17 protein-coding genes are annotated in these 16,121 nt (G+C 61.7%); 13 read left to right on the forward strand and 4 right to left on the reverse strand.

Going from position 1 to position 16,121, the window contains the following annotated elements; translation table 11 throughout:
* Position 1: 1 nt before the first annotated feature.
* Entirely contained in the window at positions 2–520 is a 519-nt protein-coding gene (locus F451_RS26070) for a hydantoinase/oxoprolinase family protein (protein ID WP_020683001.1), read from the reverse strand.
* Here F451_RS26070 and traD point away from each other — a divergent pair.
* The 3 genes from traD (at position 503) to F451_RS0119025 (ending at position 3,050) form a co-directional block, all read left to right on the forward strand.
* Positions 503–1,660, forward strand: a complete 1,158-nt coding sequence (gene traD / locus F451_RS26075) for a conjugative transfer system coupling protein TraD (RefSeq protein WP_476738558.1) — start codon at positions 503–505, stop codon at positions 1,658–1,660. The two genes, F451_RS26070 and traD, sit on opposite strands and share 18 nt — an antisense overlap.
* A complete protein-coding gene (locus F451_RS0119020) occupies positions 1,657–2,406 on the forward strand; it encodes a TIGR03747 family integrating conjugative element membrane protein (RefSeq protein ID WP_020683003.1) in 750 nt (249 codons plus the stop codon). Before traD ends, F451_RS0119020 begins: the two co-directional genes overlap by 4 nt.
* A gap of 116 nt (positions 2,407–2,522) precedes the next feature.
* Positions 2,523–3,050 (forward strand): IS5 family transposase, encoded by a 528-nt coding sequence (locus F451_RS0119025; protein ID WP_338040035.1) that lies wholly within the window; start codon positions 2,523–2,525, stop codon positions 3,048–3,050.
* 13 nt (positions 3,051–3,063) lie between these two features.
* Here the strand turns inward: F451_RS0119025 and F451_RS0119030 are convergent, their stop codons facing one another.
* From F451_RS0119030 to F451_RS0119040, 3 genes are all read right to left on the reverse strand, one after another.
* Positions 3,064–3,996, reverse strand: a complete 933-nt coding sequence (locus F451_RS0119030) for a sugar ABC transporter substrate-binding protein (RefSeq protein ID WP_020683005.1) — start codon at positions 3,994–3,996, stop codon at positions 3,064–3,066.
* A gap of 117 nt (positions 3,997–4,113) precedes the next feature.
* Positions 4,114–5,055, reverse strand: a complete 942-nt coding sequence (locus tag F451_RS0119035; RefSeq protein ID WP_020683006.1) for a sugar phosphate isomerase/epimerase family protein — start codon at positions 5,053–5,055, stop codon at positions 4,114–4,116.
* A 43-nt stretch (positions 5,056–5,098) separates the two neighbouring features.
* Positions 5,099–6,271 carry a Gfo/Idh/MocA family protein gene (locus tag F451_RS0119040; RefSeq protein WP_020683007.1) on the reverse strand — a complete coding sequence of 391 codons (1,173 nt, stop codon included), beginning with the start codon at positions 6,269–6,271 and terminating at the stop codon, positions 5,099–5,101.
* A 305-nt stretch (positions 6,272–6,576) separates the two neighbouring features.
* Here F451_RS0119040 and F451_RS0119045 point away from each other — a divergent pair, with 305 nt between their 5' ends.
* The 10 genes from F451_RS0119045 (at position 6,577) to F451_RS26080 (ending at position 16,042) form a co-directional block, all read left to right on the forward strand.
* Positions 6,577–7,602 carry a LacI family DNA-binding transcriptional regulator gene (locus F451_RS0119045; protein ID WP_020683008.1) on the forward strand — a complete coding sequence of 342 codons (1,026 nt, stop codon included), beginning with the start codon at positions 6,577–6,579 and terminating at the stop codon, positions 7,600–7,602.
* A gap of 724 nt (positions 7,603–8,326) precedes the next feature.
* Entirely contained in the window at positions 8,327–8,683 is a 357-nt protein-coding gene (locus F451_RS0119050) for an integrative conjugative element protein, RAQPRD family (protein ID WP_020683009.1), read from the forward strand.
* On the forward strand, positions 8,680–8,913 hold the full coding sequence (locus F451_RS0119055; RefSeq protein WP_020683010.1) for a TIGR03758 family integrating conjugative element protein: 234 nt from the start codon (positions 8,680–8,682) through the stop codon (positions 8,911–8,913). Before F451_RS0119050 ends, F451_RS0119055 begins: the two co-directional genes overlap by 4 nt.
* A gap of 17 nt (positions 8,914–8,930) precedes the next feature.
* Entirely contained in the window at positions 8,931–9,290 is a 360-nt protein-coding gene (locus tag F451_RS0119060; protein ID WP_020683011.1) for a TIGR03745 family integrating conjugative element membrane protein, read from the forward strand.
* Positions 9,291–9,302: 12 nt separating this feature from the next.
* On the forward strand, positions 9,303–9,701 hold the full coding sequence (locus tag F451_RS0119065; protein WP_020683012.1) for a TIGR03750 family conjugal transfer protein: 399 nt from the start codon (positions 9,303–9,305) through the stop codon (positions 9,699–9,701).
* Entirely contained in the window at positions 9,698–10,378 is a 681-nt protein-coding gene (locus F451_RS0119070) for a PFL_4703 family integrating conjugative element protein (protein WP_020683013.1), read from the forward strand. Before F451_RS0119065 ends, F451_RS0119070 begins: the two co-directional genes overlap by 4 nt.
* A complete protein-coding gene (locus F451_RS0119075; protein WP_026291891.1) occupies positions 10,375–11,268 on the forward strand; it encodes a TIGR03749 family integrating conjugative element protein in 894 nt (297 codons plus the stop codon). Before F451_RS0119070 ends, F451_RS0119075 begins: the two co-directional genes overlap by 4 nt.
* Positions 11,258–12,661 carry a TIGR03752 family integrating conjugative element protein gene (locus F451_RS0119080; protein WP_020683015.1) on the forward strand — a complete coding sequence of 468 codons (1,404 nt, stop codon included), beginning with the start codon at positions 11,258–11,260 and terminating at the stop codon, positions 12,659–12,661. The genes F451_RS0119075 and F451_RS0119080 overlap by 11 nt, the downstream gene beginning before the upstream one ends.
* Positions 12,642–13,076 (forward strand): TIGR03751 family conjugal transfer lipoprotein, encoded by a 435-nt coding sequence (locus tag F451_RS0119085; RefSeq protein ID WP_020683016.1) that lies wholly within the window; start codon positions 12,642–12,644, stop codon positions 13,074–13,076. The genes F451_RS0119080 and F451_RS0119085 overlap by 20 nt, the downstream gene beginning before the upstream one ends.
* Positions 13,076–16,042: a conjugative transfer ATPase gene (locus tag F451_RS26080; RefSeq protein WP_083928491.1), complete on the forward strand. Its 2,967-nt coding sequence runs from the start codon at positions 13,076–13,078 to the stop codon at positions 16,040–16,042. The genes F451_RS0119085 and F451_RS26080 overlap by 1 nt, the downstream gene beginning before the upstream one ends.
* Positions 16,043–16,121: the final 79 nt, after the last annotated feature.

A 16,121-nucleotide genomic window follows, 5' to 3' on the forward strand; every position in this document is an offset into this window, starting at 1 on the left:
CTTACTGTTTGGAGATGATGACATTGCCGTGGGGCGTCACTTTCGCGATCCACCCAGGCGGCACCATTGAGGTGGAGTCATGCTGCATCAGCATCGCCGGCCCTTCGATCACCGCGTTGGCACGCAGCTTGGTCCGGTCGTAACGCGGAGTTATAAGGGCCACGCCGTCGTCGAACACCGTTTCGCGCTCGTAGAGCCGCGCCTCGTCGATATCGTCTGACCGCCCAGCTTCCAGCGGCGCCCATACCAGCTTTTGCGACTGAGCGTTGCCAATTACCCGCAGCGTTACCAACTCGACCACAGCATCACGGAAGTCGTAGCCATAATCCTGCTTATGCTGACAATGGAAAGATTCGATGACCTGCTTCACCGCCGCATGATCGATGGGCCCTACCGGGAACTCGGCGCGCAGTTCAAAGCCCTGGCCGTAGTAACGGCATTCAGCAATCCGGGTAATGCACATCTGCTCCGGCGCCACGTCATCAACATCGACGCGCTGTTCATCAAGTATGCCCAGCATTACTTCGCCAGGACCGAGCCTAAGGCGTGGGAAGTCATCGTGCAGATAGAGGCGAGACTCAACGACCGGACGATTCCGCGCAACATGATAGGACGGGAGAAGCGCGTGATTGCACTCGAACAATACCTGGGTCAGGTGCGGAACTACGACCCGGTACTCGATGGCTTGCGCTCGGCGGTGCGTTACGACCGCACCTACTTCGACAAGATCGTCGCCTCCCTGCTGCCGCTACTGGAAAAGCTCACCAGCGGCAAGATCGCCCAGCTGCTGGCACCGAACTACGCGGATCTGACGGACCCAAGGCCGATCTTCGACTGGATGCAGATCATCCGTAAGCGCGCCGTGGTTTACGTTGGCCTGGATGCACTGTCTGATGCCGAAGTGGCCGCGGCTGTCGGTAACTCGATGTTCAGTGACCTGGTGTCGGTCGCCGGGCACATCTACAAGTTCGGTATCGATGATGGCTTGCCTGAAGCCAAGGCCGACGCCAAGGTACCGATCAACGTCCATGCCGACGAGTTCAACGAACTCATGGGGGACGAGTTCATCCCGATGATCAACAAAGGCGGCGGCGCCGGTATCCAGGTCACCGCCTACACCCAGACCCTCAGTGACATCGAGGCGCGCATCGGCAATCGGGCCAAGGCGGGTCAGGTGGTGGGCAACTTCAATAATCTCTTCATGCTGCGGGTACGCGAGACCGCCACCGCCGAATTGCTCACGCGGCAGTTACCCAAGGTCGAGGTTTACACCACAACGGTGGTCAGCGGCGCCACCGACAGTTCGGACATCCATGGTTCGACCGACTTCACCTCCAACACCCAGGACCGCATCAGCATGTCGAGCGTACCGATGATTGAGCCTTCGCATGTGGTCGGCCTTCCCAAGGGCCAGTGCTTCGCGCTGCTAGAGGGTGGCAATCTCTGGAAAATCCGCATGCCGTTGCCGGCCCCCGATCCGGACGAGGCCATGCCCGAGGATCTGCAGCAGCTCGCGGGCTACATGCGCCAGCGCTATACCGAAGCCGGACAGTGGTGGGAGAACCTGGGCGCGCCCGGCTTACAGGATCAACCCTTGCCGGACGACCTGCTCGACGACCCGACCCATGACGACACCGGGCAGGCTGAAGCACCGTCATGAGCGATCCCGCCGCCACCGCCCAGCGTCAGCAAGCCCGCCGTCAGGGCCTGCTTGGCGGTATTATCACCTTGCCATTTCGGATGATGGGCGTACTGGTCGGCTCCTTGCTGATCTCGATCCTGATCGAGTGCGTGGGTATGCACCTGGTCTGGCGCGACCAGGGCTGGCGGCATTCGCAGGCCATGCTGCAGGATGAGCTGGGGCATCTGTCGAGCCACTTCACGCGCAGCGCCCTGGTACAGGAGCCGGGACGCACGGCGCACCAGCTGGTGAAAACCGGCTTTGACTGGATCTTTATCAAGACAGGGCTGTTGCAGCGGATGGGCAACACCGCTGAGCGGGCCCGAACACCCAGCCAGGGAAGCACACGAAATGTCCGCTATTACATCAGCCAGGCCTATGTCTGGGCCGAGCGCTACCTGATCGCCGCCGCGTTCACGACCCTGACCTTTGGGGTGCGGCTGCTTGTGCTGACGCTAACCCTGCCGCTATTCCTGATGGCGGCCTTCGTCGGCTGCGTCGATGGCCTGGTACGGCGCGATGTGCGCAAGTTCGGCGCCGGCAGAGAGTCCGGCTTTGTCTATCACCGTGCCAAGGCGTCGCTGATACCGCTGGTCGTACTGCCCTGGGTGGTCTATTTGATGTTACCGGTGTCGCTGCATCCGCTGCTGATCCTGCTCCCCAGCGCGGCACTGCTGGGGCTGGCGGTGAATCTCACCGCTGGGAGCTTCAAGAAGTATTTGTAACGCCTTTGTTGGGGCGGTTCTGTGGATTGAACGGACGGGTTGGGCGGGATTTACCCGAGCTCTATGGGCATTGGCACCGTTTTTACGTCCGCTACAACCGCTAGTCGCAGCAGGGTATCTGGCTGAAGGTCATGGAGCCGTTGTCAGAGGACGCTGACTTTGAACAGCTGATGGCTGCATTGTGCGAGTCCATCAGCACCGAGCCGCAAAAAAGCGGAGCAAGACGCCGAAGCCATGGGGGGAAGACCCGAGGCGGACTGAGCACCAAAATCAATGCGGCTGTAGATGCCCTGGGCAACCCGGTACGACTGCTGCTAACACCTGGGCCGGCATCGGAATACGGGCAAGCGGAGGCGCTATTGGATGGGTTTACGCCCGACCGGGTACTGGCAGACAAAGGATATGATTCAGATGCCTTAATTGCGGCTTTCCAGCGCACTGGCGCGAACGCGGTAATCCCATCAAGACGGAACCGCCAACACCCGAGGCCGTTGGATCTACATAGCTACAAAGGTCGCAACTTGGTAGAACGTATTTTCCTGAAGTTAAAACAATTTCGCCGGATAGCGACGCGATACGAACGACTGGCGAGAAGCTACCTGTCGATGTTGAGTCTCGTATCGGCCGTTATCTGGCTGGCCTAGATTAGAACGGCCCCTAGTTCAGCTTGATGTAATCCTGCATATTTTGAGGTGTGACCAGCTTGAACGGTACCCAGACTTTCTGATCGACATCCTCGCCCTTGGCCAGCTTGATGGCTGCATCAATGGCGCCGCTGCCCTGACCGGCAGCATCCTGGAAGACGGTGACGTCCAGGTCGCCTTCCTTCATGGCCTGCAGGGCATCCTGGGTGGCATCAATGCCGGCGACCACGATTTTGTCCATGTCGGTGCCGATGGCTTTCATTGCCTGGATGGCGCCGATGGCCATCTCATCGTTGTTGGCGATCACCGCGTCGTATTCGATACCGGCGGACAGCCAGTTGGTCATGATGTTATTCGCCAGGTTACGCTGCCACTTGCCGGATTCCTCGGCGACAACTTCCATGCCCGAGCACTCTGGAGTGGCGATGACGTCATGGATGTCCTTGGTGCGCTGGATGCCGGCCTGATCGGTCAGCGCGCCCATCAGTACCAGCACCTTGCCCTTGCCGTTGAGCAGGCGGCAAACTTCCTTGGTTTGCAGCGTGCCGGAATCGACCTCGTTGGAGGCGATAAAGGCCTGGTTGTCCGGCAGCATGTCGACGTTGATCGGCTGACGGTTGACGTACACCAGCGGAATGCCGGCGGCCGCGGCATCATCGCTCATCGCCACGGTCGCATCGGTGTCCACCGGGTTGATGATGATGGCATCGACGCCGGAGGCAATGAAGTTTTGAATTTGGTTCAGCTGGGTGCCAACCTCGTTCTTGCCGTCTTCGATCTGCAGGGAAACGTCGGCGTCCTTGGCATGCTTTTCCATGCCGGTACGCAGCACCGTCAGGAAGTTGTCATCGAAGGTCGACATTGCGACGCCGATATTCAGGTTGGCGGCAGAAACAGAACCGGAAAGCATGCAGGCGGCCAGGGTTGTGAGCGTAAATTTTTTCATCTTATTGTTTTCCTTATATGAAATATTGTGCCAATGGCACAGGGTTGAATCGCCTTGCTACGTCATTGTAGATATGACCGGTCAGGCATCTGCGCCTGCCGGTCAATCATTCCTGTGTTACTTGCTGATAGTCTGCTTCAACGCATCGATCGAGGACTGGATGCCCGCTTCGGTCGACATGGTGAAGTCTTCCATCTCGAGGCTGACCCAGTCGTTATAGCCCTGCATGCGCACAACGGAGAAGAATTCCTTCCACCACTGCAGGTCGCGGCCGGCGCCGACCGCCACGTAGTTCCAGCTGCGGTTGGCGACGTCGGTAACGTCCTTCAGTTCCAGCAGACCGTTCACATCGGCCAGGCCGCGTTCGATACGGGTGTCCTTGCCGTGCACGTGGTGGATGGCATCGCCCAGTGCGCGCGCGGACGCGATCGGCTCGGCGCCCATCCACATCAGGTGCGACGGGTCGAGGTTCATGCCGACCGTCGGGCCGACCTCGTCACGCAGGCGGAACAGGGTCTCGGGGTTCCAGACGAGCATGGCCGAGAAGTTTTCCAGCGCGTATTTCTCAACGCCGACGTCTTTGGCAAGCTTCACCAGATCGTGCCACAGCGGGAAAGCACGGTCTTCCCACTGGTAGCGGTCACGCTCGGGCATCTCGTTCGGCCAGCTTTTGGTGTAGACCAGCCAGTTGGGCACTAAGTCGCCCGGTGCCGCTTCCGGCAGACCGGACATGGTGACGATCTTCTTGACGCCGATTTCACCGGCCAGGCGGATGGTGTCTTCCATCTCCTTGCGGTGGCGCTTGCCCATGCCGCTCGGGTCGAGCGGGTTGGCCGAGCAGTTCAGCGCGGCGATCTCGAGCCCGCGGGCTTCGATTTCATTCAGCTTTTTCTTCAGCAGAGCCTTGTCGGCCAGCAGTTCGTCGGCGCGAAAGTGTGGACCGCGAGACCAGCCACCGCCGGTCATCTCGATACCTTCGACCCCAAGGGCGACGCACTTGTCGAGCATCTCGGTGAACGCAAGATCAGCCATTACATCGGTGCAGATGGACAGTTTCATTATTATGGTTTCCTGATTCGTAAGGGTGTTAACGGCTGAAATCTTATTGGTAATCGACCCACGCAGAGCCTGCGTCCGCTGAGCGCACACAGTTCTCGAGCCAGCGCACGCCTTCGGTGCCGGCCTCGATGCCGGGGTAATGGTGGGTTTTTAGGAAGGCTTCGTCGCCGCGCAACTTCGCGTCGATAGCCTGGGCAATCCACAGATAGATGTTGGCCCAGCTGTCACCAAGGCCTTCGGTGTGCAGCGCGCCCATGCGGTCAACTGCGAGGCTTTCCTCCTCGAGGTAGGGCATGCCGTGGTGCAAGGTGCGGTTCGGCTCACCCTGTACTTCATAGATCAACTGGTCGGGATGGGCATCGGACCACTCGATGGAGGCTTTTGAACCGACGAAACGATAGCGCTGGGAACCCATGTTGCCGGCGTTCACCGACGATGCCCAGAGACGGCCGCGGGCGCCGTTATCGTAGTGCATGAGCACGGTCGCATGGTCTTCCAGCGGCGTACGGGTCGCAATGAAGGCCTTGCGGTCGCAGAGGAGTTTTTCGATCTTCATGTGCGGCAGCACCACCTCAGACAGGTAGTAGACGTGCGTGCCGATATCGCCCAGAACAAAGGTTGAACCCGCAGTTTTGGGGTTGGTGCGCCATTTCACGGCTTCACCTGCCCCCACATCGTCACCCGAGTTGAAGCCGTGGGTATATTGCATGTCGACGATGCGGATGTCGCCCAGCATGCCTTTCTTGACCATGGCGGCCATCTGGTGAACCAGCGGATGACCGGTGAAACCGTAGGTCACGCCCACGATCAGGCCCTTGTCCGCGGCCAGTGCCGCGACCTCATCGCACTCGGCGACAGTGAAGAACAGCGGCTTTTCGCAGATCACATGCAAACCCGCTTCCAGGCAGGCCTTGGTGATCTCAAAGTGGGTAAAGTTGGGCGTTGCAATCGACACAACATCGACGCCATCTTCGCGAGCGGTTTCGCCGGCAATGAAATCCTGATAAGTCGCGTAGCAGCGGTCCTCGGCTACACCGAGGTTGATGCCAAAATCGCGACCACGCGCTGCGTCAAGATCGAACGCGCCGGCGACCAGCTGGTAGGTGCCGTCGCGCAGGGCGCCGGTGCGGTGCTTGTAGCCCACCTGGCCGGTGCGGCCGCCTCCCACCATGCCCCAGCGCAGCGGGCGTGCAATTTTCTTTTCGCCGTTCAACATCTCTATACCCTCTTATCTTTATATCACTTCTGTTTTTATGTAAGAGCCTTGCTCTGTAAGGGGCAAGACCCTGAATTCATCCTTTGCACCCGGTTGCAACTGTGAGCCTAAAAAATCCGGGGGGCTTGCGCCGCCCCGGGCCGGAATTACACCCGGTTGCAAGTCAGGAGATTAAAAATGCTCGAGTGCAGAGTTCGAACATTTGCAACCGGGTGCAATCATTGGCGAAGAAAAAGGTGCGATTGCACCCGGTTGCAAGTAAACTACGACAGCTATCCAATGGTTGTCAACGGTGCATTTTGAAAATGACAAAAAATAATTCCACGTCGATCGAGCGCAAAGTGACCGCCAGCGATGTTGCGCAGCGGGCGGGCGTCTCCAAATGGACCGTATCCAGAGCTTTTACCGAAGGTGCGTCCATATCGCCGAACGCCCTGGCGCGCGTGCTCAAGGCCGCGGATGAACTGGGCTACAGGCCCAATCTGCTGGCGCGCAGCCTGTCAAAAAAGCGCACCAATATGGTTGGCCTTGTTGTGGACGAACTGGATAACCCGAACATCTTCCTGGTGCTGGACGAGATGACACGTCAGCTGCAGCGCCGGGGCTATATGTCGATGCTGTTGAATATTACCGCTGAGCACAGTTACGGGTCTGCACTGTCACTCGCTGATCAGTTTCAGGTCGACGGGCTGATATTTCTCGGCACCGTGCTGACCGATGAGCTGGTACGGCTGGCCCAGGAAATTCGTCATATTCCACTTATAGTCATGTACCGCAATAGCGATAATCCTGATATTCAGGTCGTGTCGACCGATGGCCATCGGGCAGGGCGGGAGATCGCCAATCTCTTTGTTGAACAGGGATTCCGGCGTATTGGATACATGCTCGGACCCTCCTCCGAGTCGACACAGCTGAAGCGCCTTGATGGATTTCGTGACGGCTTGGGTGAACACGGACTGAGCGTTTGCACGCTACTCCCAGCGGGGCACTACCGGCGTGACTGCGGATTTGCTGCACTGAACCATTACCTCGATTCGACGCCAGAGCAGGACCGGATCGAAGCACTGTTTTGCGAAAACGATATCCTGGCGATTGGTGCCCTTGATGCGCTACGAAAGCGTAGCGAGACCGTCCAGCTGGCCATAGTGGGTTTTGATGATATCGAACTGGCGGCATCGCCCAGTTATGAACTGACAACCTACCGTCAACCGCTTGAAACACTGGTAACAGAGGTGATTCGCAGGCTTACCGGCCAGAATGCTGGCGACATGCGACGCTTCCTGGTACCAGGAAAGCTGATCCTAAGATCCTCTCACCTGCGGCGCGAGTAGGCGTCCAAAGTGGCGCTGATCAAAATAACGCAGCAGCGCCTTCGAGGCTCAGTTTCAGGCCGGTAAGCAGCAAAAGACCATAACAAGCAGGTAAAACCCGGTGTCATGCATGCGCCGGTGCGGTGCAGATACAGACCCACACAGATGCAGATAGAGGCCAGGATCATAAAGCTGGGCGAGATCAAGGATTCGCGCTGTCGAGAAAACCAAGCCGGGCGTAAGGCTTGAGTTTGACGTGATTGACCACGCTGAAGAAGGTGACCGTGCTACCCACAAAGCGGGTTTTGTCCATGTGCTGTGGCAGCAGATACTGAGATTGAAGGTATCACCTCCAAAACGGAATCTTCGTTTTAACCAAATAGCTGGAAGCTGAGTCAACTAGTCTAGATATCCGTCTAGGCCTAGTTGCTCTCTCAAGAAACCTTAAGATTTGGCACCATGATCCCGAGTACCATTCATTTTGTGCTTCAGTGGGAAAAATCGATTATTTGGGCGTTCTGACGAAACAAACGAACACACTAATAATTAGACGTGCAGCCTAACGTTGCAGGGATCGCCACACAATTATTGGAGTGTCAGCGCTATGTTCACTGGTAAACTACATTCCGCCTAGAGCTTGCCTACTCCCACAAATCCGGAACTCCCCGGGTTCTTATTGTTTGCAGCCTAAACGCACTTCCGAGACCAGCATTACGCCATTGCTGATCTGACGAAGGAATGCGCGATGGTGCTTTCATCTCGATCGCGCGCCGTTCACGGCTGCGCACTGCTTTCCCTGGTCGCCCTGATGGGGGCCATGCCGAAGGCCTGCGCGGAAGATGTACCGCTGCAGCGCCAGGCACTGGCCGTCGCGTTGCGCCAGCTTGACGCCCTGGAGCGCCTTGTCGAACAGAGTGCAGCATCCACCCCCTTCACGGCCGGCAATCGTTACCACTTCGACTATCCGCGCCTGCGCGCAGATCTGACACGGGTGCGCGCCGGTATCCAGGACTACCTCGCCCCGTCCCGTGCCCAGCCCAGAGACCCCACCGAGCTGAGTGGTCAGTATCGCGCCGGGGCCTCTGCGGAGGATCCGCCATGACCGCCGCACAGCTCTCCGCCTTCCAGGCCAGCAGCGGCATCACGCCAGCACTGATGGCCACCGTCCTGGTGGGCACGGTATTCGCCGTGCTGCTGCTGTGGGGCGCTTGGGCCATCCGCACGGCCTATGTCGGCTGGGCTGAAAGCCGTATCAACCAGCGTCAGTTCCTCGGTGTCGTAGTGCGCTTTGGCGCCTTGTACCTGGTACTGACGTTTTTCCTGCTCTCGTGACCCGAAGGTGCTCGAACATGAAACCTCACTACATCCTTCCCCGTTTGGTTTATCGCTCAATCATTGCCTTGAACACCGTCGCGCTGTCTGTGCCGTCCTTCGCGCTGGGCCTGCCCACGCTGGAGAACCCGTCCCGGGGTACCGGCAGTGGCATCATGGAGACACTGCGTAATTACGGCTATGACATCGTGCTGCTGGTCGCGCTACTGGTCGTCGCGTCGATGTTCGTCGGGGTGTGCTACCACGCCTATACCAGCTATGCCGAGATACATACCGGCCGTAAAACCTGGGGCCAGTTCGGTTTGACCGTAGCAGTCGGCGCCCTGCTGCTGGTGATCGGTATCTGGCTGCTCACCGAAGCCACCGGCATCCTGTAGGAGACCCGCGCCATGTCCAGTGCGCAGCTTATCCAGGCAGACGGTACCGTGGCGTTTCTTCCGCATCGGCTCAACCGCCATCCGGTGGTGGTGCGAGGCCTGAGCGCGGATGAGCTGTGGATCTGCTGCGGCCTGTCTGCTGCCCTGGGGCTGACCGTCGGGGTGCCCCTGGCCTCGCTGTTGTCGACCGTCGCCTTGGTGCCGACCTGCATCGTCGCGGCAATCGCTCTCGGGGTATATGTCGGTGGCGGTGTCCTGCGCCGTCACAAGCGGGGCCGGCCGGACACCTGGCTGTACCGGTACCTGCAATGGTGGCTGGCGTCGCATTATCCCCTGCTGGCCGGGTGGGTTGGCGGGCACACACTGATCACGCGTTCGGGTGCCTGGTCAGTGCGACGGGAGGCCCGATGAGCCGGTTCAAGAACGAAGTCGCCCACCTGCAATCGCATATCCGTACCCTGCGCATTGGCGTAGCGGCCTTGTTGCTGCTGGCCCTTGTCATGGGGGGCGGTTGGTGGAGTACGCCGCGGGATCTCACCATCCATGTGCCGCCGGACCTGCGCTCAGGCAGCTCCAGGAAGTGGTGGGAGGTGCCCCCCGCGTCCGTCTACGCCTTCACCTTCTATGTGTTCCAGCAGCTCAACCGCTGGCCGTCGAATGGCGAAGCGGACTATGCGCGCAACCTTCATGCCCTGTCGCCCTACTTCACGCCCGCCTGCCGCGCCTTCCTCCAGGCCGACTACGACTACCGCCGCAGTACCGGCGAGCTGCGCCAACGCGTGCGCGGCATCTACGAGATTCCCGGCCGCGGCTACGGCGACAACCCCAGCGCACGCGTGCAGGTGGTGTCGGACCGAGACTGGGTGGTCAGGCTCGATATCAGCGCGGACGAGTATCACGGTTCAGAGCAGGTCAAGCGCGCCCTGGTGCGCTACCCGATCAAGGTCGTGCGTCTGGATGTCGACCCGACGCGCAACCCGTTCGGTTTGGCACTCGACTGCTACGACGGCGCGCCACAACGCATCAATGTGCCGACGGACGAACCACCCGGGAATGCTGGCCTGAACCTGCAAGGAGTAACGCCATGAATCGTCGAGCTTCCACCTGGTGGATGGTCATGCTAGCCCTGGTGGCCGTGCCGGCGCAGGCCGTGGAGATACTGCGCTGGGAGCGCCTGCCGCTCGCGGTGCCGTTGGTGGTGGGCCAGGAGCGCATCGTCTTCATCGACCGCAACGTCCGGGTTGGGTTTCCCGCCCGGGTGGGCGAGCGGCTGCGGGTCCAGAGTGCGGGCGGCGCGGTCTATCTGCGCGCCAGCGAGCCGATCGAGCCGACCCGGTTACAGCTGCAGGATGCCGATACCGGTGCCCTGATCCTGCTCGACATCGCCGCCACACCCGCTCAAGCGGGCGAGCCGCCACTGGAGCCAGTGCGCATCGTCGAGGGCACTACCCTACCCTCACGTTATGGTGAGCCCGTAACCGCGGCTGATAGCTCACCAGGTATCCCACCTGAAACGCCCCGACACGAGACCCCATTACCGGTGGTGCTGACGCGTTTCGCCGCGCAGAACCTCTATGCCCCACTGCGCACGGTGGAACCGCTGGCGGGAATTCAACGCGTCAACCTGCGCCACGACCTGTCGCTCGATACCCTGCTGCCCACCGAGCCGATCCATGCCAAGGCACTGGTTGCCTGGCGTCTGGCCGATCAGTGGGTCACCGCGGTGCGACTGACCAACACCAGCGAGCGCTGGATCGGGCTCGATCCCCGGGCACTGCAGGGTGACTTTATGACGGCCAGCTTCCAGCACCCTGACCTGGGCCCGCGCGGCATGGCGGAGGATACCACCGTGCTGTACCTGGTCACGCGCGGCCATGGCCTCGCGCAATCACTGCTGCCCGCCATCAACCGCATCGATCCGGCGCTTAACCTGCCACGCCCTGCAAATATCCCGGAAGGAGCCAAACATGCGCAGTAACGGCTTGCTCAAGTGGCTGATGATCCCGGTGGCGCTGTTACTACTGTTCATGGGTATCCGGCTGTTTTCCGGGGACGGAGCCCGGACGCCGCCTTCACCCGTTGCCGGCAGCGCACTGACCCCCGAGGAGATGCAGGCGCTCGGTATCGAGGGCGACACTCCGCGCGACACCGTGGCCACGCTGGTCGCACAGGTCAAGCAACTGCGCACCGAGCTGCAGACGGCCTTGAGCGACAACGACGCCCAGCGCGCCGAGAACGCACGTCTGCGCCAGCGCGAGAGCGCAATCGACCAACGCATCAGTACCGCCCTGGCATCCGAGCGCGCCAACCTGCAACAGGAGCAGAATCGTGTCGCCGGCGAGCGACAGCAGACCGAGGGACTACTGCAGGAGCTGCAGCGGCAGCTTGCAGACTTGAGCGACACCGGCGGCCATGCCGAACTGCCGGTGGGCCTGGGACTGCGCGAGGGCGATGGCGACGGCTTTAGCACCGGTCTGCAGTGGATCGAACCCGATGACGCCCTGCCTGCCGATAGCCGTAACAGCGCGAGCGACAGCTTCAGCTTCCCGAGCCGTTTTGGCCCGGCACTGCGCCCGGAAGAAACCACGAGCACCAGCCTCACCATTGGTGATGCCCAAGCGGCAGCTTCCAAGGCCGCAACGCCGGTCTATACGCTGCCGGCCAATGCCACCCTGATGGGCTCGGTGGCGATGACGGCGCTGATCGGTCGCGTCCCCATCGATGGTACCGTGAACGATCCGTACCCGTTCAAGGTCCTGGTCGGTCCAGACAACCTCACCGCCAACGGCATCGATCTTCCCGGTGTGGCCGGTGCCGTGTTCAGCGGTACGGCCTCCGGCGACTGGACCCTGTCGTGCGTGCGTGGCCAGGTGCGCAGTATCACCTTCGTGTTTCATGACGGCACCATCAGTACCCTGCCCGCAGACAGCGAGCGCGGGAACCCGGCCAGCAACCAGGACGGTCTTGGCTGGATCAGCGATCCCTATGGCATCCCCTGCGTCAGCGGTGAGCGCCGCAGCAATGCACAGCAGTACCTTGGTACTCAGTCACTGATCACCGCCGCCGGTGCCGGCGCGGCGTCGCTGATCGACGCCGAGAACGGTCAGCTGTCGTACGTCGGCGCCGACGGCTCGCTCGGTAGCGTCGGTATCAGCAGCAACGAGGCAATGGGCCGCATCCTCGCCGGCGGCGTGCAGGACATGTCGTCCTGGGTCAACAAGCTCTATGGCCAGGCCTTCGCCGCCGTGTACGTGCAGCCTGGCGCCCAGGTCGCCATCCACCTCGAGCAATCGCTCGCCATCGACTATGCCCCCGACGGGCGCAAGGTCGACCATCGCACAGGAGGTAGCTATGCACGGGATCTCGACTAAGCCCCTGGTACTGGCGCTGGTGGTGACGCTGCTCGCCGGCTGCGCCACCCACAAGGACAAGCTGCTACCCCATGGCGATCGCAGCATGCAGGAGCTCTGGCAGCAGCACGCCGGTGACGGCGGCTCGGGCCAGGCCGCCACGCGGCGGCTACTCGACGCCCGCCAGGGCCTGCGCCGGCCGCTGACCGAAACGAATATTAAGGCCGCGCCGGCCATCAATAGCCACTACACCCGCACGGCGCACAACGAGATCACCCGGCAGTTCCACCGCCTGCCAAACCCGGACCTGATCATGTATGTGTTCCCGCACCTGGCCGGAACTGACCCGGTACCGGTGCCGGGCTATAGCACGGTCTTTCCGCTGTATCAGCGCGTGCAGTATGCAATGCCCGGTGAACGTCTGGAGGACTATTGATGGCCTGGACATGGAACTGGAGATGGCCGTGGCTACACTGTGTTGAGGATAGAGACGACAGCGCCCAGGACCCGCCCGATGGCTGGCAGCGTCACGTTCAGGCATTGCAGGACGCGGGTCTTCCGGCGCCCGGCGCGGCGGTGCACGGCAGCCGGCCGGCGACGCTGGCCGACGAGCAGGCGCTGTACGACCGGGCTCCGTCCTTTGTCGAGCTGCTGCCCTGGGTCGAGTACCTGCCCGACACCCAGTGCATGCTGCTCGAGGACGGTCTATCCGTCGCTGCCTTTTTCGAGCTGCAGCCGCTGGGCACCGAAGGCCGGGAAGCCGCCTGGCTGGCACAGGCTCGGGATGCCCTGGAAAACGCTCTGCAGGACAGCTTCGACGAGTTGGACGACAACCCCTGGGTGCTGCAGCTCTACGCCCAGGACGAGGCCAACTTCGATGCGTACCTGGCTCGGTTGCAAAGGTACCTGCAGCCCCGCGCCCAGGGCACCGCCTTCAGCGAATGCTACTTGACGTCCATTGCCCACCACCTGAGGGCTGTGGCCAAGCCCGGCGGGTTGTTCGAGGATACCGCCATCAGCCGCCTGCGTTGGCGCGGCCAGTGCCGGCGGGTGCGCATGGTGGTCTACCGGCGCCTGAACGGCCAGGCCTCGCGGCGCGGGCAATCCCCGGAACAGGCATTGAATATCGTCTGCGACCGTCTGCTGGGCGGTTTGGCCAACGCCGGTATTGAGGCCCAGCGCCTGGACGCGGCACAGATCCATGACTGGCTGCTGCGCTGGTTCAATCCCAGGCCATCGCTGCTGGGGCCCGCCCCCGAGGACCGTGAACGCTTCTACCGCCAGGCGGCCTACCCGAAGGCTGTCGATGCCGACGAGACCGCCCCCGATGAGATCGAGCTGGCCAGCGGCCAGGATTTCAGTCAGCGATTGTTCTTCGGCCAGCCCCGTTCCGACGCCCGGCAAGGGCTGTGGTATTTCGACGGCATGCCCCACCGGGTGCTGGTGTCGGACCGCCTGCGCACGCCGCCCGCCACTGGCCACCTGACCGGTGAGACCCGCAAGGGCGACGCCATTAACACCCTGTTCGATCAGATGCCCGACGACACCCTGATGTGCCTGACCCTGGTGGTCACGCCGCAGGATGTGCTGGAAGCTCACCTGAATAAGCTGGCGAGAAAGGCGGTCGGCGACACCCTGGCGTCGGAGCAGACACTCAGCGACGTGCACGAGGCCCGGTCACTGATCGGCAGTGCGCACAAGCTGTACCGCGGCAGCCTCGCCTTTTACCTGCGTGGCCAGGACGAGGCCGAACTCGAAAGCCGAGGGCTGCAGCTGGCAAATGTCATGCTTAATGCCGGCCTGCAGCCGGTGCGGGAGAACGACGAGGTCGCGCCGCTCAACAGCTATCTGCGTTGGCTCCCCGGCCTCTACAACCCGGGGCAGGACCGCCGCCAGTGGTACACGCAGCTGATGTTCACCCAGCATGCGGCGAACCTCGCGCCAGTCTGGGGGCGCAGCCAGGGCACCGGCCACCCCGGCATCACTTTTTTCAACCGCGGCGGCGGCACTATCACCTTCGACCCGCTGAACCGTCTCGATCGGCAGATGAACGCGCATCTGTTCCTGTTCGGTCCCACCGGTTCTGGCAAGAGCGCCACGCTCAACAATATCCTCAACCAGGTCACGGCGATCTACCGGCCACGCCTGTTCATCGTCGAGGCCGGCAACAGCTTCGGGCTGTTCGGTGAGTTTGCCCAGCGACTGGGAATGACACTGAACCGGGTCAGGCTGGCGCCCGGTGCCGGTGTGAGCCTGGCACCCTTCGCAGACGCCCGCCGCCTGGTCGAGACACCTGGCCATGTACAGACGCTGGATGCCGACGCCCTCGACGACGCCTCTTGCGCAGCCCCTGCAGCGGCGGACATCGACGAGCAGCGCGACGTGCTTGGCGAGCTGGAGATCACCGCGCGACTGATGATCACCGGTGGCGAAGAGCGCGAAGAGGCGCGCATGACCCGCGCCGACCGCAGTCTGATCCGCCAGTGCATTCTCGATGCCGCGCGGCACTGCGTGGCGGCACAACGCACCGTGCTGACCCGCGACCTGCGCGATGCGCTACGCGGGCGCGCCGGTGACACAACCCTGCCGGAGACGCGCCGGGCACGCCTGCTGGAGATGGCCGATGCCATGGACATGTTCTGCCAGGGGGTTGATGGCGAGATGTTTGACCGCCCCGGCACCCCCTGGCCCGAAGCGGACATTACCGTCATTGACCTGGCGACCTTTGCGCGCGAGGGCTACAACGCCCAGCTTTCCATCGCCTATATCAGCCTGATCAATACCGTGAACAACCTGGCAGAACGCGACCAGTTCCTGGGCCGGCCCATCATCAATGTCACCGACGAAGGCCACATCATCACCAAGAACCCGCTGCTCGCCCCCTATGTGGTGAAGATCACCAAGATGTGGCGAAAACTCGGCGCCTGGTACTGGCTGGCGACGCAGAACATCGACGATCTGCCCAAGGCGGCGGAGCCAATGCTGAACATGATCGAATGGTGGATCTGCCTGTCCATGCCACCGGACGAGGTTGAGAAGATCGCCCGCTTTCGCGAGCTGTCACCGGCGCAAAAGGCACTGATGCTGTCCGCGCGCAAGGAGGCCGGCAAGTTCTCCGAAGGCGTGGTGCTGTCGAAGTCGATGGACCTGCTGTTCCGCGCGGTGCCACCGAGCCTTCACCTGGCGCTGGCGCAGACCGAGCCAGAGGAAAAAGCCGAGCGCTACCAGCTGATGCAGCAACAGGGCATCGATGAGCTGGAGGCCGCCTTCAAGGTGGCCGAAAACATCGACCGCGCACGCGGCATCGCCCCCCTGGCCTATGCCGACCTCTTGGCGGCTCCCGCCACTCGCTGCAACAGTTCCGAATTGTCCGCTGACGTTGTCAGCGACATGCCCAGGTAGCCGGCGATCCTCAAGGCTACGGGCGCGGTGTTGCCGCGCTGATCGCAAACACCGTCCGCTTCGCATCCCTTGCGCGGAT

It is taken from the genome of Marinobacterium rhizophilum DSM 18822, from assembly GCF_000378045.1.
GTDB lineage: Bacteria > Pseudomonadota > Gammaproteobacteria > Pseudomonadales > Balneatricaceae > Marinobacterium_A > Marinobacterium_A rhizophilum.